18 protein-coding genes are annotated in these 20446 nt (G+C 73.8%); 13 read left to right on the top strand and 5 right to left on the bottom strand.

Features of this window, described 5'->3' with window-relative positions; all coding sequences use genetic code 11:
- Positions 1–29: 29 nt before the first annotated feature.
- From ACWCPW_RS22700 to ACWCPW_RS22685, 4 genes are all read right to left on the bottom strand, one after another.
- A complete protein-coding gene (locus tag ACWCPW_RS22700; RefSeq protein ID WP_449763421.1) occupies positions 30–419 on the bottom strand; it encodes a VOC family protein in 390 nt (129 codons plus the stop codon).
- Entirely contained in the window at positions 404–1795 is a 1392-nt protein-coding gene (locus tag ACWCPW_RS22695; protein WP_449763420.1) for an FGGY-family carbohydrate kinase, read from the bottom strand. Before ACWCPW_RS22695 ends, ACWCPW_RS22700 begins: the two co-directional genes overlap by 16 nt.
- 2 nt (positions 1796–1797) lie before the next feature.
- On the bottom strand, positions 1798–2817 hold the full coding sequence (locus ACWCPW_RS22690) for a zinc-dependent alcohol dehydrogenase (RefSeq protein WP_449763419.1): 1020 nt from the start codon (positions 2815–2817) through the stop codon (positions 1798–1800).
- A gap of 134 nt (positions 2818–2951) precedes the next feature.
- A complete protein-coding gene (locus ACWCPW_RS22685) occupies positions 2952–4349 on the bottom strand; it encodes an amidohydrolase family protein (protein ID WP_449763418.1) in 1398 nt (465 codons plus the stop codon).
- A 279-nt stretch (positions 4350–4628) separates the two neighbouring features.
- On the opposite strand from ACWCPW_RS22685, the gene ACWCPW_RS22680 reads away from it, so the two are divergent.
- From ACWCPW_RS22680 to aroC, 11 genes are all read left to right on the top strand, one after another.
- Positions 4629–6143 carry an aldehyde dehydrogenase family protein gene (locus ACWCPW_RS22680; protein WP_449763417.1) on the top strand — a complete coding sequence of 505 codons (1515 nt, stop codon included), beginning with the start codon at positions 4629–4631 and terminating at the stop codon, positions 6141–6143.
- 103 nt (positions 6144–6246) lie between these two features.
- Positions 6247–6732 (top strand): VOC family protein, encoded by a 486-nt coding sequence (locus tag ACWCPW_RS22675; protein ID WP_395871391.1) that lies wholly within the window; start codon positions 6247–6249, stop codon positions 6730–6732.
- A 5-nt stretch (positions 6733–6737) separates the two neighbouring features.
- Positions 6738–7463 (top strand): FadR/GntR family transcriptional regulator, encoded by a 726-nt coding sequence (locus ACWCPW_RS22670; RefSeq protein WP_331771509.1) that lies wholly within the window; start codon positions 6738–6740, stop codon positions 7461–7463.
- Between the two features lie 83 nt (positions 7464–7546).
- Positions 7547–7912, top strand: a complete 366-nt coding sequence (locus ACWCPW_RS22665) for a cupin domain-containing protein (protein ID WP_449763416.1) — start codon at positions 7547–7549, stop codon at positions 7910–7912.
- Between the two features lie 300 nt (positions 7913–8212).
- Entirely contained in the window at positions 8213–9301 is a 1089-nt protein-coding gene (locus ACWCPW_RS22660) for a BMP family ABC transporter substrate-binding protein (RefSeq protein WP_449763415.1), read from the top strand.
- Entirely contained in the window at positions 9276–10973 is a 1698-nt protein-coding gene (locus ACWCPW_RS22655; RefSeq protein WP_449763414.1) for an ABC transporter ATP-binding protein, read from the top strand. Before ACWCPW_RS22660 ends, ACWCPW_RS22655 begins: the two co-directional genes overlap by 26 nt.
- Positions 10970–12097 (top strand): ABC transporter permease, encoded by a 1128-nt coding sequence (locus tag ACWCPW_RS22650; RefSeq protein WP_449763413.1) that lies wholly within the window; start codon positions 10970–10972, stop codon positions 12095–12097. The genes ACWCPW_RS22655 and ACWCPW_RS22650 overlap by 4 nt, the downstream gene beginning before the upstream one ends.
- Positions 12098–12112: 15 nt before the next feature.
- Positions 12113–13021, top strand: a complete 909-nt coding sequence (locus ACWCPW_RS22645) for an ABC transporter permease (RefSeq protein WP_449763412.1) — start codon at positions 12113–12115, stop codon at positions 13019–13021.
- Positions 13018–14061, top strand: a complete 1044-nt coding sequence (locus tag ACWCPW_RS22640; RefSeq protein ID WP_449763411.1) for a zinc-binding dehydrogenase — start codon at positions 13018–13020, stop codon at positions 14059–14061. Before ACWCPW_RS22645 ends, ACWCPW_RS22640 begins: the two co-directional genes overlap by 4 nt.
- A complete protein-coding gene (locus tag ACWCPW_RS22635) occupies positions 14058–14834 on the top strand; it encodes a sulfite exporter TauE/SafE family protein (protein ID WP_449763410.1) in 777 nt (258 codons plus the stop codon). Before ACWCPW_RS22640 ends, ACWCPW_RS22635 begins: the two co-directional genes overlap by 4 nt.
- 437 nt (positions 14835–15271) lie before the next feature.
- A complete protein-coding gene (aroC, locus tag ACWCPW_RS22630) occupies positions 15272–16504 on the top strand; it encodes a chorismate synthase (protein WP_449763409.1) in 1233 nt (410 codons plus the stop codon).
- A gap of 66 nt (positions 16505–16570) precedes the next feature.
- Here aroC and ACWCPW_RS22625 read toward each other — a convergent pair whose 3' ends face one another.
- Positions 16571–17761 carry a M20 family metallopeptidase gene (locus ACWCPW_RS22625; protein ID WP_449763408.1) on the bottom strand — a complete coding sequence of 397 codons (1191 nt, stop codon included), beginning with the start codon at positions 17759–17761 and terminating at the stop codon, positions 16571–16573.
- Positions 17762–17853: 92 nt separating this feature from the next.
- On the opposite strand from ACWCPW_RS22625, the gene ACWCPW_RS22620 reads away from it, so the two are divergent.
- Together ACWCPW_RS22620 and ACWCPW_RS22615 are read left to right on the top strand one after the other, a co-directional pair.
- Positions 17854–19014: a PucR family transcriptional regulator gene (locus ACWCPW_RS22620; protein ID WP_449763407.1), complete on the top strand. Its 1161-nt coding sequence runs from the start codon at positions 17854–17856 to the stop codon at positions 19012–19014.
- Between the two features lie 358 nt (positions 19015–19372).
- Positions 19373–20407 (top strand): methyltransferase, encoded by a 1035-nt coding sequence (locus tag ACWCPW_RS22615; RefSeq protein WP_449763406.1) that lies wholly within the window; start codon positions 19373–19375, stop codon positions 20405–20407.
- The last annotated feature ends 39 nt before the right edge of the window (positions 20408–20446 follow it).

The following is a 20446-nucleotide window of genomic DNA, read 5'->3' as shown; positions in this document are numbered from 1 at the left end:
CGGCATCGGACTGGGGATCCGACGCGGGCTCAGACCTGGTGGGCGTGCCCGTGGGTGAAGTAGGTGCCCTTGTCGCGCCACAGCACGACCTCGTTGCCCCATGGGTCGCGGAACGCCGCGTACCGGGCCTCGAACTCGGCCCACGGCTTCTCCTCCCACAACACGCTCGCGCCGGCCGCGACCGCCTTGTCGAGGTAGACGGGCGGCTCGTCGACCATCACGTAGATGCGCGGCACCGGCCCCGCGGCCGGGCGCGACTCGCGGCGGATCCCGAGGTTGGGCTTGACCCCCGGGAGCACCTCGCTGAACTCGCCGGCGGGTCGCCGCTTGAAGTCCCAGCCGAACAGCGCCGCGTAGAACGCGGAAGTGGCCTCCACGTCGGGGGTGGGCAGGTCCATGAAGATCACCGGATTGGGCACGTCGGCTCCTCGGAGGGGGTCGGAACGGGGGCGTCGGACGATGCGGGTGACGCGGCCAGGCGCGCCTGTGCCGCGTCGCCCAGTTCTAGGAAGCGGCGCAGGCCGGCCGCGTACTCGGGGTGTGGCTCGGGGTCGAGCACGGTCATCGCCGGGCGCGGCCAGTCGCCCGCAGACCCGGCACCGGGCGCGGGCCACCAGTGCGCCCCGGCGCCGGCCGCGAGCGCCGCGCCGTAGGCGGCGAGGTCGGTCTCCGCGGGCACCTCGACCGGCACACCCAGCACGGCGGCCTTGATCGAGCACCACAGCGGACTGCGCGCGGGCGAACCGGCGCAGACCAGCGTGTCCAGGCGGGCGCCCCGCGCGTCGAGTCCCATCGCGATGTGCGCCAGGCCGTACGCGGTGCCCTCCAGCACGGCGCGGGCCAGCTCGCCGGGACCCGTGCCCGCGCTCAGCCCGAAGACCTCGCCGCGCAGCTCGCGGTTCCATCGGGGCGCGCGTTCGCCCTCCAGATAGGGCAGTACCAGCACGCCGCGCGCGCCGGGCGGTACCGCGGCGGCCAGCGTGAGCAGGTCGCGCACGTCGCGCCCGGTCAGGTCGCGCAGCCACTCCAGGATCAGGCCGTGCGCGGCGACCGGGCCGCCGACGATGTCGACGCCGGGCACCGCCGAGGGCAGCGCGTAGGCGTCCGCGGCGGGTGAGCCGGCGGCCACCGCGACGGCCAGGCCGCCGGTGCGCCCGCCGGGGTCCATCGCCCGGCCGGGCCGATCCAGGCCGCCCGCCCAGAACGCCAGGTACGCGTCCTGCGCGCCGGCCACCAGCGGGGTGCCCGCCGCGACGTCGTGCCCGGTGCCGACCGCGCCCACCACCGATCCGGTCGCCGCGATCGGCCCGTAGTCGGTCAGCGGCGGATCGCCGGGCCAGCGGGCCTGCGCCCGCCCCGCGCCGAACCGCGCGGCCAGCCAGTCGTAGAGCTGCCAGGCCCGCACGTCGGGTCCGTGCGCGGCGCGCAACGCGGCGTGCTGCGCGTGGTGTTGTTCGACCGGTGAGCCGGTCGCGCCCGCCGGGTGCCGGCAGGTCAGCGCGGCATCGGAACCGGTGTGCGGCACGCCGTCGGGAACGGTGGTCGGACTCTGCCCGCCCAGGCACAGCGCGGCGGGACGGGCCGCGCCGGGCACGAGCGCGCGCAATTTCGCCAGCGCCTGCGCGGCGGCCGCGAACCACGCGTACGGATCGGCGTGTCCGGGCCGCCAGGTCGCCGCGCCGGGGTAGCCGGCGGTGGCCGCGCCCAGGACGACGCCGTCCGGGTCGAGCGCGAGGGCGCGTACCGAATTGCTCCCGACGTCGACGCCGACGACGACCCCGGGGTTGCCGGCCACGCTCAGCCGCCCACGAGGACGCGATAGACCGGCGACTCGGCGGCCAGTCGGAACGCCGCGTCGACGTCGGTGAGCGCGTACGTCGCGGTGACCAGCGCGTCCAGTTCGGCGGCGAGCCGGCCCGAGGCGATGATCGCGGCGGCCTCGGTCCAGTCCTGCGGCTCCTGGCTGTACACGCCGACGATGCTCAGTTCGTGGTGGTGCACGTGGTCCGGGCCGACCCCGGCCAGGACGTCCTTCGGGAAGGCGCCGAACAGCACCACGGTGCCGCCGTCGTCGCACAGGGACAGCGCGGTCTCCAGCGCGCCCGGGGCGCCGGCGGTGACGAAGACGACGTCCTGCTTCCCGCCGGTGGCGACGGCCTCCTCCGGGGTGCTCGTCCAATCGGCGCCGGCCTCGCGGGCCTGGGTGAGGCGCTCTCGGCTGATGTCGATCAGCCCGACCGACGCGGCGCCCTTGAACCGGGCCAGGGCCAGGTGCAGGCGCCCCATGTAGCCGGCGCCGACCACCGCCACCCGGTCGCCCGCGCGCAGTCCGCCCAATCGGGCCGAGTGCGCGACGCACGCCAGCGGTTCGCCCATCGCGGCGTGCGCGATCGGCGCGTCGCCGGTGCGGAACGCCTGCAGCGCCTTGACCTTGACGAACTCGGCGAAGCCGGCACCCATCGATATGGTGCCGTCGGCCAGCGCGCCGCCCTGCGGTCGTTTGCACAGCGCGCTGCGCCCGCGCCGACACGACGTGCAGGTGCCGCACCGGGTGAGCAGGTCCACGGTGACCGTGTCGCCGACGGCCGCGACCCCGGGCAGCCCGGCGACGGCGTCACCGACCGCGACCACCTCGCCGGCGACCTCGTGGCCGGGGGCGACCGGGTAGATCGGCTTGGTGCCCAGGTAGAGCCGGCGCTCCATGGTGCACAGGCCGGTGCGTCCGACCCGCACGAGCACGTCCTCGGGCCCGACCTCGGGGACCGGCTCCTCGCGCAGATCGACCTGCTCGGGGGCGGTGACTACGGCAACTCGCATGTGGGGCTCCTCGGTGGGGGATTCGGGGCGATCAACGGTGGGTGCGGAAAGCGGTGCGCGAATTCGGTGCGCGGGCGGCGTCGGAACCGGGGTCGCCGGCGGCTTCGGCACCCGGTACGCGGCGGCGCCCGCACTCAGTACGCGGGCAGCGTCGGCCACCGCGACCGCAGCGGTACGCCCGCCCGGGCGAGCAACTCCCGGGACGCGCGCGCCGCCTCGATGCGCAGCGCGCGTTCGTCGACGGTGACGCACACGTGGTCGCGGACCACGGCCCGTCCGCCGATCAGCACGTCGCGGACCGAGCGGCCGTCGCCGGACCACACCAACTGCTGGGCGATGTCGCCGCGCGGGGTCCACTGGGGACCGGTGGCGTCGTGCACGACCAGGTCGGCGTACTTGCCGGGTTCGAGCGAGCCGACCCGATCGGCCATGCCGACCGCCTCGGCGCCGCCGATGGTGGCCAATTCCAGTGCCTCGGCGGCGCCGGGGCCGGTGGGGTCGATCGCCATGTCCTTGGCCAGGCCGACCGCGAGCGCCGCGGTGCGCAGCAGGTCGGCCGAGTCGGCGGCGTTGCCCGCGTCGGTGCCCAGCGCGAGCCGGCCGCCCCGGCGCAGCAACTCGGCGTGCCGCCCGGCCCGGGTGACGCCCTGGCCCAGCCGCAGGTACGCCCACGGGCAGTAGGCGACCGCGGTACGGCCCGCCAACAGCGCGTCGACCTCGGCGTCGTCGAGCCACACCGCGTGCGCGAGCAGCAGGTGCGGACCCAGCACCCCCAGGTCGGCCAGGTGCAGTACCGGCCGGCGTCCGGTGCGCCGCAGGTAGTCGTCGGGGTCGGCGCCGGAGGGCGACAGGTGCATCGTCATCCGCGCGCCGGTGCCGCGGGCCAGGTCGGCCGCGCCGGCCAGCAGTTCGTCCGAGGCCAGGCCGTGCCCGACCAGGGTGACCCAGGCCTCGACCGGGCCGCCCGCGGGGTAGGCGTCGACCAGTGCGGCGAGCCGGTCCAGCACCTCGGCGGCGGGCGCGGCGAACGGTGCGCCGGGCACGTCCCAGCCCCACGCGCCGATCCCGCCACGCACACCGACCTCGGTCATCGCGGCGGCCACCCGGTGCGGGTGGGCCACGGTGCCCGCCTCGATGATCGTGGTGACGCCGTTGCGCACGCTCTCCACGCCGGCCAGCAGCGCGGACAGCGTGTCGTCGGCGGGTCGGTGCGCCGCGTGCAGCGGCACCGCCCAGGTGTCGACGGAGGCCCCCGGCGGCAGGTCGTCCGGGATCCGGGCGCGCGCCAGCGGGTCGCCGGTCTGGTGCAGGTGCGCGTTGACCAGGCCGGGCGTGACCACGCAGTCGCTCGCGTCCAGCTCGGGGGTGCCCGGCCAGCGCGCCCGCAGCTCGCCGGTGGCGCCGACGGCCAGGACGCGCTCGCCCGCGACGGCGACCGTGCCGCCGAGCAACACCTCGCGGCGCGCGTTCATGGTGACCACGTCACCGCGCACGACCAACAGGTCGGGCCGCGTCGGCCCGGCGCCGTTCACGTTGCTCTCACCTGCGAACTCACCATGTCTGGGGACACTAGGCCCGGCGCCGTCCGCAGGCATCGTGGCCGGGAGCACAATCAAGTGGGCCCAGTACATGCCGGGGACACAATGCGAGCACAGGGCGACGAGGGCAAACCTGGCCTGGTGCCGCGCCCGGCGCCGGGCGACCCTCGCCGGCGCGGCACCGGTGCCGTGTCGGGCGAGGCTTACCAGGTTGCGGCGCCCGGCACGGCGTACGGCTCGAAGGTTCGTCCGCCGCGTCCAGGGAGTTGCCGCATGTCCGACACCACCACCAGCGAGCCGCGCATCCGCGCCGACTGGCTGCGCCCGGACCCGTATCCGCAGTTGATCGACGGGCGCGAGTCGTTCGACGGCGCGGCGCGGCCGGTGTTCGACCCCTCGACCGGCGGGCGGGTCGCCTCCTATCTGGCGGCGAGCGACGCCGAGGTCGAGGGCGCGATCTCCGCCGCGCGGGCCAGTTTCGACGCGAAGGTGTGGCAGCGCATGCCGGGCCCGCGCAAGGCCGAGGTGTTGGAGGCGGCGGCCGCGGCGATCCGCGCGGACGCGCCCCGGCTGGCCGCGCTGGAGGCGATGGACACCGGGAAGGCGGTCTCCGGGGCGCTGACCAACGACGTGTACGAGGCGGCCAACGCGTTCTCGTACGCGGCGGCCATCTGTCGCACCACGCACGGTGACGTGCGCCGCTCGTCCTTCCCGCCGGACCTGCTGCCCGGCGGCGGCCCGGACCTGTTGACGTTGCGGCTGCGCGAGCCGGCCGGTGTGGTGGCCGAGTTGTTGCCGTGGAACGGGCCGCTGATGACGGGCAGCCAGCGGATCGCCTCGGCGCTCGCGGCCGGCTGCTCGATCGTGGCCAAGCCGCCGGTGGACGCGGTGGTGACGCTGGTCGAGCTGGGCCGGATCCTGACCGCCGCCGGGCTGCCGGCGGGGGTGTTGAACATCGTGCTGGGCCCGGGCTCGACGGTCGGCGAGCGGTTGATCACCGACCGGCGGATCGATCTGATCAGCCTGACCGGCGGCACCGAGACCGGCCGACACGTGCTGGCCGCCGCCGCGCGCAACCTCACCCCCGTGCATCTGGAGCTGGGTGGCAAGTCGCCGGTGGTGGTATTCGCCGACGCCGACCTGGACCAGGCGGTGGGCTGGGCGATGATGGCCGCGTTCGTGAACATGGGCGAGGTGTGCGTCGCGGGCAGCCGGCTGCTGGTCGAGGAATCGGTCTACGACCAGGTGGTGGAGGCGGTCGCGGCGGCGGCGGCCACGCTGCCGGTGGGCGACGCGCTGCATCCGGACACCTTCATCGGGCCCCTGATCAACGAGCGCCACGCGGACCGGGTCCGCGGCTTCGTGAGCAGGGCACTGGACGCCGGCGACGCCTCGGTGGTGGGCAAACCCGCCCTGCCGGACGGCCTCCTGCCGACCTATGTCGCGCCGACCGTGCTGGGCCGGGTGCGCCGTGGCTGCGAGGTGGAGCAGCAGGAGGTGTTCGGGCCGGTGCTGGCCGCGATGCCGTTCCGCGACGAGGCCGAGGCGATCGCGCTGGCCAACGGCACCCGGTACGGCCTCAACGGCACGGTGTTCACCCGCGACATCGAGCGCGCGTTCCGCTTCTCGGACGCGCTGGACTGCGGCGAGGTCAACGTGAACTGCCATTTCGCGCCGGACATGAACGGCGGACGCGGCGAGCCGCGCCGGGCCAGCGGGTTCGCCCGGACCGGCGTGGACGCGTACACCCGCACCAAGGCGGTGAACGTCCAGGTGCACAGCGGGTGAAGCGTGGGGTTGTGCTGGGAGACCAATGACCACACCTGACCGAGCTTCATACCTTCTGATTGTCAGACCAACAGCCTGACCCACACCCTGAGGAGGCCCGATCGTGGCCGTTACCGGGATGAACCACGCGGTGCTGTACGTGCGCGACGCACACCGGACCGCCCGGTTCTACAACGAGGTGCTGGACTTCATCACCGTCATCGACGGCCCGCCCGGCAGTTACGTCTTCATGCGGGCCCCCGCCTCCGAGAACCACCACGACATCGCGTTCTTCACGATCGGTGCCGAGGCGGGCGACTCGCAGGCGGGCCGGCGCACCGTGGGGATGTACCACGTCGCGTGGGAGGTGCCCACGCTCGACGCGCTGGCCGAGGCCCGCGAACGCCTGGTGGCGGCGGGCGCGTTGATCGGCGCGAGCGACCACGGCGCGAACAAGAGCCTGTACGCCAAGGACCCCGACGGCCTCGAGTTCGAGGTCATGTGGCTGGTCCCGCCCGCGTATTGGGGCGACGAGGAGCACGAGGCGATCATCCGGCCGCTGGACCTGGACGCCGAGCGCGAGCGCTTCGCGGCCCTGGCGGGCGCGTAGTGCCCTTGCGGGCACCGGGGGACCGGATCCCGTTCGCCAAGGTCGCGCGCCGCACGATCTCCGAGGAGGTCCGGGACGCGCTCCTGGCGAGCGTACGCGAGGGCGACCTGCGCCCCGGCGCCCAACTGCCCCCGGAACGCACCCTGTGCGAGCAGTTCGGGGTGGCCCGAACCTCGGTCCGCGAGGCGATCCAAGGACTCGTCTCGCTGGGTTGCCTGGTCAAGCGGGGCAACCGGTTCTACGTCGCCGAGCGACTGCCCGGGGTGTCCTTCGACGAGGACGACGGCCGCAAGCTGCGCGTGTCCGAACTGTTCGAGGTTCGGCAGGTGACCGAGGTGGCCATCGCCCGCCTCGCCGCCATCCGTGCCGCACCCGACGAACGGGCCGAGATCAGCGAACTCGCGGCCGGCTTCGACGCACAGATGACCCTGGAGGCCTTCCGCCGCCAGGACCGCCGCTTCCACGCGGCGCTGGCCCGCGCGTGTGGCAACACCACACTGCGCGAGCTGTACGCGAAGGTGCTCGACGCGGTATTCGCGTCCGGCGACTTCGCCTCGCTCCTCGACGCCGAGGGCAACGCCGAGGCGGTGCGCCAGGTGATCGCCGAGTCCTGCCGCTCGCATCGCGGCATCGCCGAGGCGGTCGCGGCCCGCGCCCCCGACGCCGCCGCACGCGCCGCCGCCGACCACCTCGGCGAGGTCGAGCGGCAGATGACCGCCCGGATGTTCTAGGACACGCCCTGGCGCGGTCGGCACGGGGGCCGACCCGCCCGAGGAAGCAATCGCGCGCATCAACCGGAGAGGACGGTCGTGACATGAGCGAGGTACAACGCGTCTGGGCCTTCGACGACAGCGAGTTCGTCGAGGTCAAGCCGGGATTTCGGCGCCGGGTCTACACCGGCGACGAGATGATGCTGACCCTGTGGCGGATCCGCGAGGGCTGCGGTCCCACCCCCTACGACGACCATCCCGAGCACGAGCAGTACGGCATGGTGCTCAAGGGCAGGCTGGACTTCAGGATCGACTCGGACGAGCGGCGGGTGCTCGGCCCGGGCGACGTCTACTGGGCGCCCAAGGGCTGCGACCACGGGGACAGCCTGTTCATCGGCGACCCCGAGCACGGCGAGACCTGGATCCTGGACATCTTCACCCCGCCGCGCGACGAATACCGCAACGGCTGACCCACGGCACCCTTCGCGGCACCGCACACTCGCGGGCTCGCGAACAGGCAACTCCGCACCACCACACCACTGTCGGACGGTAGCGGTCGCCGCAGGCGCCGCGCACCGACCCCCACCCGCTTCCGGGCCGGAATCCCCCGCGCAACCGGAACGGGTCCCTCCGCCGGACCGACAACCCTCATCCCCGGCCCGCGGCACCGTACCCCCGAGCCCGGCACGCCCACCGTGCCCGCCCGGGTCGCCGCGCACCCGTCGGTCCGTGTCGAACCAACGCGCCCTGATTCGTCTGGAGACCTTCCGATGAAGAACATGGTTCGAGTCATCGCCGCCTCGGTCATCATACCGGGACTGCTCGTCACCGCCTGTGGCGGTGGCTCCTCTTCCTCCTCCACGTCCGCCGCGGCGCCCGCCTCGGCCGGTGCGCCCGGCGCCGGCACCCTCCCCGCCAACGAACCCGACGTCAACAAGGACAAGAAGGTCGTCATCGGGGTGATGAGCCCCGGCGACACCAAGGACAAGGGCTACTACCAGAGCTTCGTCGACGAGGCGAACGGCTACGCCGACGCCAACGGGTGGAAGCTCGTCGTGGTCGACAAGATCAACCCGGCCAACGCGGTCCAGCAGGCCCGCAACCTGTGTCGGCAGAAGGTCGACATGATCGCGATCGGCGCCAGCGAGCTCAAGGACGCGCTCAGCGCGGCCAAGGAACCGCAGTGCAAGGGCATCGCCTGGTACATCAGCGGCGGCCAGGGCGTGACCCAGACCCCCGAGTTCACCCAGTCCCTCGACTACATCAACGAGTCGCTGTACGTGGCCGGTTACGCGGCCGGCCTGATCCTCAAGGAGAACGGCGGCAAGAAGGCCGGCTACATCACCGGCCCCGACCTCCAGTTCGCCCGGGACGTGGCCAAGGCCTTCGAGGCGGGCATCAGGAAGGTCGTCCCGGACGCCGAGATGGTGCAGACCTACACCGGCGACTTCAACGACTCCGGCAAGGCCAAGGAGGCCGCCCAGGCGCAGATCAGCCAGGGCGTCAAGGTGATCTACCCCTACCTCGGCGGCGCCACCGACGTGGTCACCCAACTCGCCAACGAGAAGGGCGTCCCGGCGCTCACCCCCGGCACCGACCGCTGCTCGACGCCCGGCGCGCAGTACGCGGTGTCGGTGATCTTCAGCCCCGGCGCCTACTTCGCCGGCGCGCTGGAGGACTTCAAGAAGGGCACCCTGCGGATGGGCGTGGCCCGCGAATGGCACCTGGGCAAGGACCCGGTGCCCACGGTCAAGCTCTGCAAGCCCACCGGTGACCAGGAGCAGCAGCTCAAGACCCTGATCCAGGACATCGGCAGCGGGAAGGTGAAGGTCGATGAGGCCGTCGCCGCAGGCAAGTGACACCGCCGTGACCACCCCGGACCCACGACCCCGGGCCGCCGCCGAGCACCCGGTCGCGCCGTCCGTACTCACCGTCCCCGTCGTGCAACTGCTGGGCATCGGCAAGCGGTTCGGCGCGGTGCGCGCGTGCGAGGACGTCTCGCTGCGGGTGCAGGCCGGCGAGATCCACGGCCTGCTCGGCGAGAACGGCGCGGGCAAGAGCACCCTGATGAAGATCCTGCTCGGCCTGGTCGTGCCGGACACCGGGCGCATCCTGCTGCGCGGCGAACCCGCCACGATCACCGACCCCTCGGCCGCCGCCGCCCACGGAATCTCCATGGTGCACCAGCACTTCAGCCTGGTGGACCGGCTCAGCGTGTGGGAGAACGTGGTGCTCGGCGACCGGGGCCGGGTCGACCGGGACCGGGCCCGTGCGCTGGTGCGGGACGTGGGCGGGCGCTACGGCCTGGAGGTGGACCCCGACGCGTGCGTCGAGGACCTGTCCACCGGCCAGCGTCAGCGCGTCGAGATCGTCAAGTGCCTGCGCCGCGACCCCGGCGTGCTGATCCTGGACGAGCCGACCTCGGTGCTGACCCTGGAGGAGTCGCGCGAACTGTTCACCGTGCTGCGCCGGGTGGTCGCCGACGAGGGCAAGGCGGTGATCCTGATCAGCCACAAGCTGGACGAGATCGTGCACGCCACCGACCGGGTCACCATCATGCGCCAGGGGCGCGTGGTGGCCCGGCGGGCCACCGCCGACACCGATGTGCGCTCGCTGGCCCGGGAGATGGTCGGCCGTGAGCTGTCCAAGTGGACCGCCGCGTCGGCGGTCGGCGCGCTGGACGCGCTGATCGAGCCCGGCACCGGCACCCCGACCGGCGGGGGGGCGCTGCTGGACGTCCGCGAACCGGCCGCCGAACCCGCCCCGGAGCCCAGGCCGCCGGCCGGCGAGGTGCGGCTGCGGATCAGCGACGCGCACGCGAGCACCACCGACCGACGCCCGCTGCTGCGCGGGCTGACCCTGGAGGTGCGCGCCGGCGAGATCCTGGGCATCGCCGGCGTCGAGGGCAACGGCCAGGCGGCGCTGGGCGATCTGCTCTCCAGCCTGCTTCCGCTCAGCGCCGGCCGGGTGGAGGTGTGCGGCGCGCCGGTGACCGCCGGACGGCCCGGCGCGATGCACGCCGCCGGGGTCGGCATCGTGCCCGAGGACCGACACGTGTCCGGTTGTGTGCTGGACATGAGCGTCGCGGAGAACCTGGTCCTGGCCGACCTGGCCTCGGTCACCCGCAAAGGACTGCTGAGTCGGCGCCGAATGGCGGCCCGGGCCCGGCAGTTGATCGAGGAATTCGAGATCGCCACCCCCTCGCCGGACACCCCGATGCGGCAACTGTCCGGCGGCAACCAGCAAAAGGTGGTGCTGGCCCGTGAACTGGCGGCCCAACCCAAGGTGTTGGTGGCCGCCCAGCCGACCCGCGGCCTGGACATCGGCGCGATCGAGTACATGACCGAACGGCTGCACGCCGCGGCCCGCTCCGGCATCGCGGTGCTGCTGCTGTCCACCGAACTGGGCGAGATCCTGACCCTCTCGCACCGCGTCGCGGTCATCCACCGAGGCGCCGTCGTCGGCGAGATGGACCGCGCCGACGTCGACACCGAGCGACTGGGCCTGCTGATGGGAGGCCAGGCGGCATGACCCCGACCCTGACATCCGAACGCGCCCCGGCCGTCGCCGCCCCGCCGGCCGGCCCCCGCCGCCGACCCCGGATCGCCGACCTGGGCACCCCGCTGCTGTACACGGCGTCGTTGTCCACCGCGCTCGTCCTGGCCGGCCTGCTCATCGCGCTGGTCGGCCGGTCCCCGTGGGACGCGGCGAGCGCGATGTACGACGGCAGCCTGGCCGACGGCGCGGCCATCGGACAGAGCATCGACCAGGCCGCACCGCTGCTCCTGGTCGCGATCGGCTCGGTGATCGCCGCCCGCGCGGGCATCTTCAACATCGGCCAGGAGGGCCAACTCCTGGTCGGCGCGAGCGTCGGCGCCGCGATCGCCCTGTTCACCCCCGGCCCCGGCGCGCTCGTGCTGATCCTGGCCCTGCTCGGCGCGGCCGTCGGCGGCGCCCTGTGGGCGGCCATCGCGGCCCTGCTCTTCTACTGGCGCGGCGTCGCCGTGGTGATCAGCACCCTGCTGCTGATCTTCGTGGCGAACCAGGCCGTCTCGTACGCGGTCAACTCACCGTCGCTGCTGCGCGAGAAGGCGGTGCCCGGGCAGGTCACCACGTCGCAGTCGGACATGCTGGCGGAGTCGGTCTGGCTGCCCCGGATCGGCGAGTACCCGAACTTCAACATCGGCGCGGGCATCTTCATCGCGCTCGTGCTCGCGGTGGGCACCTCGGTGGTCCTGGTGCGCAGCCGGCTCGGCTTCCGGGTGCGGATGCTCGGGCTCAATCCCAAGGCCGCGCACCGGGCCGGTGTCGGCGCGGTGCTGATCGGCGGCGGCGCCCTGCTCGCCTCCGGCGCGTTCGCCGGTCTGGCCGGCGGCGTGATGCTCACCGGCAGCGGCCACCGCATGCAGGACGGCTTCGCCGACAACGTCGGCTTCGACGGGCTGTTGGTCGCGCTGGTGGCCCGGGACAAGCCGATGCTGGCCGTGCCCGTCGCACTGTTCTTCGGGGCCCTGCGCGCCGGCGGCGGCTTCCTGTCCGCGACCGGCGTACCGCGCTACATCGTCGCCGTGGTCACCGCGCTCCTGGTGCTGGCCACGGTCTTTCCCGCCGCGTACGCCGAGGTGCGCCGCCGGCGCGCCGTCGGCGCGGCCTGAGACCGGGAGGTTGACATGATCGACGACCTTGCCATGGTCCTCGCCAGTTCGGTCCGACTCACCGTGCCACTGGCCTTCGCGGCGTGCGGCGAGTACATCGCCGAACGGGCCGGCACGATCAACATCTCGGTCGAGGCGATGATGCTCGGCGGCGCGTTCAACGCCGTATGGGGCGCCTCGATGACCGGATCCGCGTCCTTCGGCCTGGTCTTCGGCATGGTCGCCGGCCTGGTCATCGGCTTCGTGCATGCCGAGTTCAGCCACCGCCTGTCGGTCAACACCTACGTGGTCGGGCTCGCCCTGAACGCGCTCGTGCTCGGCCTGACCAGCTTCCTGCTCGACTCGGTCGACCTGACCGGGCATCAGGTGGACGCGGTGAACATTCCGGTCCTGTCCGACCTGCCGCTGCTGGGACCGGTGTTGTTCGCCCACCGCTGGCCCGCCTATCTGCTGGCGGGGGTGATCCCGCTGGTCTGGTGGCTGGTCCAGCGCAGCCGGTTCGGCCTGGAACTGCGCGCCGCCGGGGAGAACCCCCAGTCGGCCGACGTGACCGGGATCGACGTGCGTCGCCGGCGCCGGCAGAGCGTGCTCCTGTGCGGCGTGCTCGCCGGACTGGGCGGCGCCTACCTCGCGGTCGGCGAAGTGGGCGCGTTCAACCAGAACATGACCGCGGGTCGCGGCTTCGTGGTGATCGCCGCGGTGATCTTCGGCGGCTGGACGCTGCGCGGCACGATGGCCGGCTGCCTCGTGTTCGGTGCCGCCGACGCGATGCGGCTGGCGCTGCCCGCGCTGGGCGTGCACCTGAACTCGCAACTGCTGATCGCCGCGCCGTACCTGTTGGCGTTGCTCGCGATGATGTTCCTGGCCAAGACCCACCGCCAACCGGCCGCGCTGGGCGCCCCGTTCGTGCGGGGGATCGTATGAGGGCCGTCCTGCACCGGGGGCACGGCGGCCCCGAGATCCTGGAACCGGTGGCACTGCCCGATCCCGAACCGGGCCCGGGTGAAGTGCTGATCGCCGTCCGCGCGGCCGCGGTGAACCGGCTCGACCTGCTGCAACGCCGCGGTCCCGGCCTGCTGCCCGGCTTCACCCTCCCGCACGTGCCCGGGATGGACGTCTCCGGCGATGTGCTCGCCCTCGGCGCAGGGGTGCGCGAACGCCGGGTCGGCGACCGGGTGTTGGTCAACCCGGCGCTGCACTGCGGCGGATGCGCCGCGTGCCGGGCGGGGGAGGACGCGTGGTGCGCGGCGCTGCGGGTGGTCGGCGGCAACCGGCCGGGCGGCTACGCCGAGTTGATGGTGGTGCCCGCCGGCCGCACCCACCCGATCCCGGCGCGGTGGGAACACGAGGCCGCCGCGAGCCTGCCGACCGCGTACGGCATGGCCTGGCAGGGACTGGTCGTGCGCGGCGGTCTGCGCGCGGGCGAGACGCTGATGGTGCACGGCGCGGGCAGCGGGGTCAGCATCGCCGCGGTGCAACTGGCCCGCGCCTTGGGCGCCCGCGTCGTGGTCACCTCCGGCTCGCGCGCCAAACTGGACCGGATGGCGGCGCTGGGCGCCGACGTACTGATCGATACCCGCGGGTCGGACCTGGTCGCCCAGGCCCGGGCGGCCACCGGCGGGGCCGGCGTGGACCTGGTGCTCGACCATGTCGGCCCGGCGCTGTTCCAGGCGTCGCTGCACGCGCTGCGCCCGCGCGGCCGGTTGGTGTTCTGCGGGGACACCACCGGCACCGAGGCGACGTTCGACCTGCCGCACGCCTTCCACACCGGGGTCACGCTGCTGGGCGCGGGCTCGTGCGGCGCGGCGGACTTCGAGACCATGATCGGGTTCTGTCTGGAGCGGGGACTGTTCCCGGTCGCGGACACCACCTACGCGCTCGCGGACGCCGCCGAGGCGCATCGCCGGCTGGCGAGCGGCGCCGCGTTCGGCAAGATCACGCTGCTGCCCGGCAGTTCGGCATGAGCCCCGCCGAGGCCCTGCTCGTGCTCGTGGCGGGCCTCGGCGCGGGCACGGTCAACACCGTGGTGGGCTCCGGCTCGCTGCTCACCTTTCCCGTCCTACTCGCGCTCGGCTACCCGCCGGTGGTGGCCAACGTCTCCAACACGGTCGGGCTCACCCCCGGCTCGATCAGCGGCGCGCTCGGATATCGGCGCGAACTGGCCGCACAGTCGGCCCGGTTGCTCCCGCTGTCGATCGCCGCGGTGCTCGGCGGGGCGAGCGGTGGCCTGCTCCTGCTCGGCCTGCCGCCGGGCGCGTTCCGCGCGGTGGTGCCGGCCCTGGTCCTGCTCGCCGCGCTGCTGATGGCCGCTCAGCCGTGGCTGTCCCGGCGCCTGCGCACACGTCGCGAGCGGCACGCGCACCCGGAGCATGGCACCGGCACCGGTGTAGGCCCGGCGCTCTCCGCCGCGGTGTTCACGGTCAGCGTGTACGGCGGCTACTTCGGCGCCGCGCAGGGCGTGTTGCTGCTGGCGCTGCTGGCCACCGTGCTCGACGAGGACCTGAACCTGCTCAACGGCCTGAAGAACCTGCTCCAGGCCCTGGTCAACCTGGTGGCCGCGCTCCTGTTCACCCTCACCGCCGACGTGGCCTGGATCCCGGTCCTGCTGCTCGCCCTCGGCTCGGTGGCCGGCGGCCGGCTCGGCGCCCTCCTCGGCCGCCGGGTCCCACCCCCGGTGCTCCGCGCACTGGTGGTCGTAGTCGGCACGGCAGTCGGCATCGCCCTACTGATCACCTGACCCCCACCCCACCCACCCGACCCTCCACTCACCCGACCCAACCTCCGTCACATCCGCCGGCACCCGGTCCACCCACCTTCCCCCCGCCTGCGCGCAGACCCGCCCCGTCCGCCCGCCCACCCACCCACAACGCCCCACCGCCCCGCCGCCCGACCTCCAGTCGCCCCGCGAGCAGGCCCGCCCCTCCGTCCGCCTTCCGCTATGCCGCACGCACCCGAGCCGCTCCGCCGGCTCGACTCGCCCCCGTGACGCACCCCCACCCACGACGCGCCCGCCCCCGTAACGCCCACACCCCCAACCGCCCACCTCGCGTCCCCCGCGAGCCTCCGCCCCCGCTCGACCCGGCCACCCACGACGCGCCCCCGTCCGCAACGCGCCCCGCTGCCCGCCCGCCCCCTGGTCGTCCGACCGATCCGTCTCCCTGAAAGAAGGACCCCATGCTCCGCTGGCTCACCGCAGGTGAATCGCATGGACCCGCGCTCACCGCCGTCCTGGAGGGGCTGCCCGCCGGGGTGGAGATCTCCTCCGCCGATCTGGCCCGGGCGCTGGCCCGGCGCCGCCTGGGCAACGGTCGGGGTGCGCGGATGCGCTTCGAACGCGACGAGGTCGAGTTCAACGGCGGCGTCCGGCACGGGGTGACCCAGGGCGGCCCGGTCGCGCTGCGCGTGGCCAACACCGAATGGGCCAAGTGGGCCGAGGTGATGGCCCCCGACCCCACCGACGCCGAAGGCCGCCGCTACGACGAGCCGGGCCGGCTCCCCGACCGCGGCCGCGGCGCCGCGCTGACCCGGCCCAGGCCCGGGCACGCCGACCTGGCCGGCATGCAGAAGTACGGCTTCGACGACATCCGCCCGGTACTGGAGCGGGCCAGCGCGCGCGAGACGGCGGCCCGGGTGGCCATCGGCGAGGTCGCGCGCGCGTTCCTGGCCCAGACGCTGGGCGTGGAGATCCTCAGCCACGTGGTCCGGATCGGTGCGGTCGCCCTGCCCGAGGCGCTGGTGCCCGAACCCGGCAGCGGGGACGCGATCGACGCCGACCAGGTGCGCTGCGTGGACCCCGACACCGCCGCCGCGATGAACGCCGAGATCGAGGCCGCGCACAAGGACGCCGACACGCTCGGCGGCGTGGTCGAGGTGGTGGTGTACGGCCTGCCGCCGGGCCTGGGCAGCCACGTGCACTGGGACCGGCGCCTGGACGCCCGGCTCGCCGCGGCGCTGATGGGCATTCAGGCGATCAAGGGGGTCGAGGTCGGCGACGGCTTCACCACCGCGACCCGGCGCGGCTCGGTCGCGCACGACGAGATCACCCCGGTCGCCCCCGGCCGTCCAGGACCCGCGCGGGTGCGCCGCGAGACCGGACGCGCGGGCGGCATCGAGGGCGGCATGACCTCCGGCGAACTCCTGCGGGTACGCGCCGCGATGAAGCCGATCTCCACCCTGTCCCGGGCGCTGGCCACCTTCGACGTGCGCACCGGCGACCCGGCCAAGGCGATCGCGCAGCGCAGCGACGTGTGTTCGGTGCCCGCCACCGGCGTGGTCGCCGAGGCGATGGTCGCGCTGGTGCTCGCGGACGCCGTCCTGGAGAAGTTCGGCGGGGACAGCGTGGCCGAGACCCGCCGCAACGCCGAGGCGTACCTCGCGGCCCTGCCGGTGACCGTCGCCGACGCGTGAGCACGGGTGTCGAGCCGCATGCGACCGATGGGCTCCGGGGCGATCGCCCCGGAGCCCATCGGCGGGTCAGCCCCCGGCCGGCGCGCCCGCGAGCAGCCGCTCGCGCAGGCCCGGGTCCAGCGCCGCGTCCACGCCCGTCCAGGCCATCGCCAGACCGCCGTCCAGCAGTGCCCGATCCGCGGCGGGCCGCACGGCGTACGCGGCGAACTCGGCCTGATGCAGCCCGACGGTGCCCGAGTCGATCGAGACCAGCGGCTGGATGGAGGGAATCGCCAGCGACACGTTCGCCATGTCGGTGGAGCCCGCCTGCCGGTCGTCGGCCGCGGTCACCGGCGGGAACTCGCGTCCCGCGGCCAGCGCGTTGCGCTCGTAGGCGGCCAGCAGGTCGCCGTCGTGCCGGAACTCGGAGTACGCGGGCGAGGTCGAGGAGATGGTCAGTCGCGACCGGGTGGCCACCGCACCCGCCTGGAAGCACTCGCGCACCCGAGCCTCCAGATCGGTCAACCCGGCCAGCGTCGCGGCCCGCACGTAATAGGCGGCCTCGGTGTGCTCGGGGATCACGTTCGGCACCTGCCCGCCGGTCGTGGTGATCCCGTGCACCCGCTGATCCGGCGTCATGTGCTGGCGCAGCAGCCCGATCGCCACCTGGGCCACGGTCAGCGCGTCGGCGGCGTTGACGCCGTCCTCGGGACACGCGGACGCGTGCGCGGCCCGACCGTCGTACTCGACGTGCAGTTGCGCGCGGGCCAGGCAGGTCGGGTCCAGGCGCTCGCGCGGCGAGGGGTGCACCATCATCGCCGCGTGCACCCCGGCGAACGCGCCGCGCTCGAGCATGAGCACCTTGCCGCCGCCGTTCTCCTCGGCGGGAGTGCCCAACACCCGCACGGTGATGCCCAGGTCGTCGGCCAGCGCGCCGAGCGCGAGCGCGGCGGTGGTCGCGGCGGAGGCGATCACGTTGTGCCCGCACGCGTGCCCGATGCCCGGCAGCGCGTCGTACTCGGCGCAGATCCCCAGCACCAGCGGTCCGCTGCCGCGTTCGGCGACGAAGGCGGTCGGCAGTTCGCAGACCCCCGAGGTGACGGTGAAGCCGTGCTCGGTCAGTTGCTCGCCCAGCCAGCCGCACGCGCGTTCCTCGGCGAAGCCGAGTTCGGGGTGGGCGTGCAGTCGGTGACTGAGTGCAACCAGATCGGGGGCGGCGGCTTGCACCGCCGCCTGGGCAGCGGCCTTTGCGCCGGCCGCGAGGTCGAAGGCTCGCATGCGCGCATCCTGCCCCAGGAAAGACGTAACGGGAAGTGACCGATCGAAGTATCTGTTCCGCGTAACAACGACCGGATAAGGTGCGGAAATCCATGATCGACAAGGTAGAAGTCACGGAAAACCGGACCCCCGTGCCGGACCGCGCGCAGGCGTTCGAGCGGGAACTGAACGTGCTCGCGCTCTCCGGCGACGGCTGGCTCGCGATCCTGCGAGCCCTGGCGCAACGCACCGGTAGGACCGCCCGACTGGTGGGCGTGCACGGCGGTGTGCTCGCCGCGACCGACGACGGCACCGAGTCGATGACCCCGGTCGCCGTGGCCCACGTGTTCGTCGACGACAAGGTCGTCGAGGTCACCTGCGACGAGGGCTGGCGGGCCTCCGCGCTCGCCGTACGGGTGGCGCAACGCCGGGTCGGACTGCTGTTGTTGGGCGAGCCGGACGGCGCCGACGACGACGAACCGCTGCTGCGGGCGGCGGTGACGGCGGTGGCGATCGAGGCGATCCGCCGGGACGCGGTGGCCACCGCGACCGCCGAGACGGCCGGCCGGCTGATCGACGAACTGCGCTACGGCGCGCTGCGCAACCTCGGCGACGTGACCCGCACCGCCGCGCGCTTCGGCCTGCATCTGGATCGCCCGCACTCCGCCGTGGTGTTCGCCTACGCCGGACCCAACCAGCGCACCTGGACCACCGCGCTGTCGTGGTTGGAGATGCCGGTGCGTCAGGAGGGCGAGCTGGGCCTCGCGGTGCTCTCGGGCAACATCGAGCGGGAGGTCAGCCGGATCCGGATCCGGCTGCAGGGCATGGTCGGCGACGTCCCCGTCCTGGCCGCCGCCGGTCCCACGGTCAGCGACCCGCGTGGGACCGCGCGCTCGTTCCACGACGCGGAGACGGTGCTCGGACTGCTGCGCCGACGCCCGGGCGAGGTGCAACTGATGTTCTCCTCGCTGGGCCTGGCCCAGTTGTTGTTCGGGGTGCCGCCGGCCCGGCTCCAGGCGTTCGTGGACCAGCACCTGGGGCCGATCCTGGAGCGCGAGGAGTGGGTGGCCACGCTCAGCGCGTGGCTGGCCACCAACGGCAGCCGCGCCGCGGTCGCCGAACTGCTGCACCTGCACCGCAACTCGGTGGGCTACCGGATCGGCCAGATCCGCGAGCTCCTGGGCGCCAACCCGCTCGACCCGGAGGTCACCCTCCAACTCCAGGCGGCGCTGACCGCCCGCGAACTCCTCCTGGCCCTCAAGGAAGTGCCTTAGACCCGCTGCGGAGCATCCCGGCGGCCCCGCACCACCCGCACGGCACGGTCCACCATCGCGCGATCCGGCCCCGCGCGATCCGGCCCCGCGCGATCCGGCCCCGCGCGATCCGGCTCCGCACCGCCCGGCCCCGCCCGGCGCCGGCACCGCGCCCGCCCGCCCCGCGGGTCTGCACCCATCCGGATGACTCCCGCGCGAGTCTTCGCCCGGACCGGCCGCGCCTCGGCGGCGGGTCGGCGAGTGTGGGTCACAGTCGTTGCAGCCCCGGCGCGGACCGCCGGGACGTCGGTGCGCGGGTCGTTGCGGTCGAGTTCCGCCGGCCCGGCCCGGATGGTCCACCGGTTGAGAGGCGATCAGCATGACCGAAACCGACGTCACCCGCTCCCCGCAGGCGGCCACCCGGCTGCGCGAGTTGGCGTTCAGCGCGATGTCCGCCGGCGCGGTGCGCGCCGCGCTGCGCCTGGGCCTGCCGGACGCGCTGGGCGAGAGCCCGGCCACCGTGGACGAGTTGGCGACCGCGGTGTCCGCCCACCCGGGCGCGCTGCACCGGCTGCTGCGCGCGCTGGAGTGCCAGGGCATCTTCGCCGAGGAGCCGGACGGGCGGTACGCGCACACCGAGGAGTCCCGGCTGCTGCGCGCCGACGCCCCGCGCAGCATGCGCGACGTCGCGCTGTGGACCACGGAGCCGTGGACGTGGGAGGTGTGGCCGCGTCTGGACGAGGCGGTCCGTACCGGCAAGAGCGTCTTCCCGGGCCTGCACGGCAAGCACTTCTTCGACTACCTGCACGAGGACGCGCCGGAATCGGCCGCCGCCTTCGACCGGGCGATGACCCAGTCCAGCCGGCAGTCCGCCCAGGACGTCACCGAGGTGCTCGACCTCACCGGCATCGACAGCGTCGCCGACATCGGCGGCGGCCAGGGACTCGTGCTGGCCACCTTGCTGGAGCGCAACCCCGCCCTGCGCGGCACCCTGCTCGACCTGCCCGGCGTGGTGGCCGCAGCCGACCGCCGACTCCGCGAAGGCGGCGAACTCGCTGCCAGGGCAACCCTGGTGGGCGGCGACTGCCGGGTCGACATCCCGGTCCGCGCCGACCTGTACATCATCAAGAACATTCTGGAATGGGACGACGACAGCACGCTGCGCACGCTGCGCAACGTCGTCGCGAAGGCCGCCCCCGGCGCCCGGGTCGTGATCATCGAGAACCTGGTCGACGAGACCGCGTCGATGCGGTTCACCGCGGCGATGGACCTGTTGTTGCTGCTCAACGTCGGCGGCCGCAAGCACACCAAGGACAGCCTGCTGACCCTGATCGAGCAGGCGGGCCTGCGTGGTCGGGACGTCCGCGCGGTGAACCCGTCGCTGCACATGTTCGAGTGCACGGTGCCGGCCTAGCCGCCCGGCACGGCCTGCCGCCCCTCCGAACACGGTCCG

Source organism: Embleya sp. NPDC001921 (genome assembly GCF_053594475.1).
The sequence above is the reverse complement of the archived record's forward strand: the minus strand, read 5'-3'. Positions and strand labels throughout refer to the sequence as shown.

Excerpts from the sequence above, each read along its gene's own strand:
- ACWCPW_RS22640 (WP_449763411.1), top strand. The coding sequence starts at position 13,018 with ATGAGGGCCGTCCTGCACCGGGGGCACGGCGGCCCCGAGATCCTGGAA.
- ACWCPW_RS22625 (WP_449763408.1), bottom strand. The coding sequence starts at position 17,761 with ATGCGAGCCTTCGACCTCGCGGCCGGCGCAAAGGCCGCTGCCCAGGCG.
- ACWCPW_RS22690 (WP_449763419.1), bottom strand. The coding sequence starts at position 2,817 with ATGCGAGTTGCCGTAGTCACCGCCCCCGAGCAGGTCGATCTGCGCGAG.
- ACWCPW_RS22665 (WP_449763416.1), top strand. The coding sequence starts at position 7,547 with ATGAGCGAGGTACAACGCGTCTGGGCCTTCGACGACAGCGAGTTCGTC.
- ACWCPW_RS22680 (WP_449763417.1), top strand. The coding sequence starts at position 4,629 with ATGTCCGACACCACCACCAGCGAGCCGCGCATCCGCGCCGACTGGCTG.
- ACWCPW_RS22620 (WP_449763407.1), top strand. The coding sequence starts at position 17,854 with ATGATCGACAAGGTAGAAGTCACGGAAAACCGGACCCCCGTGCCGGAC.
- ACWCPW_RS22645 (WP_449763412.1), top strand. The coding sequence starts at position 12,113 with ATGATCGACGACCTTGCCATGGTCCTCGCCAGTTCGGTCCGACTCACC.
- ACWCPW_RS22635 (WP_449763410.1), top strand. The coding sequence starts at position 14,058 with ATGAGCCCCGCCGAGGCCCTGCTCGTGCTCGTGGCGGGCCTCGGCGCG.
- ACWCPW_RS22655 (WP_449763414.1), top strand. The coding sequence starts at position 9,276 with ATGAGGCCGTCGCCGCAGGCAAGTGACACCGCCGTGACCACCCCGGAC.
- aroC (WP_449763409.1), top strand. The coding sequence starts at position 15,272 with ATGCTCCGCTGGCTCACCGCAGGTGAATCGCATGGACCCGCGCTCACC.
- ACWCPW_RS22660 (WP_449763415.1), top strand. The coding sequence starts at position 8,213 with ATGAAGAACATGGTTCGAGTCATCGCCGCCTCGGTCATCATACCGGGA.
- ACWCPW_RS22650 (WP_449763413.1), top strand. The coding sequence starts at position 10,970 with ATGACCCCGACCCTGACATCCGAACGCGCCCCGGCCGTCGCCGCCCCG.
- ACWCPW_RS22615 (WP_449763406.1), top strand. The coding sequence starts at position 19,373 with ATGACCGAAACCGACGTCACCCGCTCCCCGCAGGCGGCCACCCGGCTG.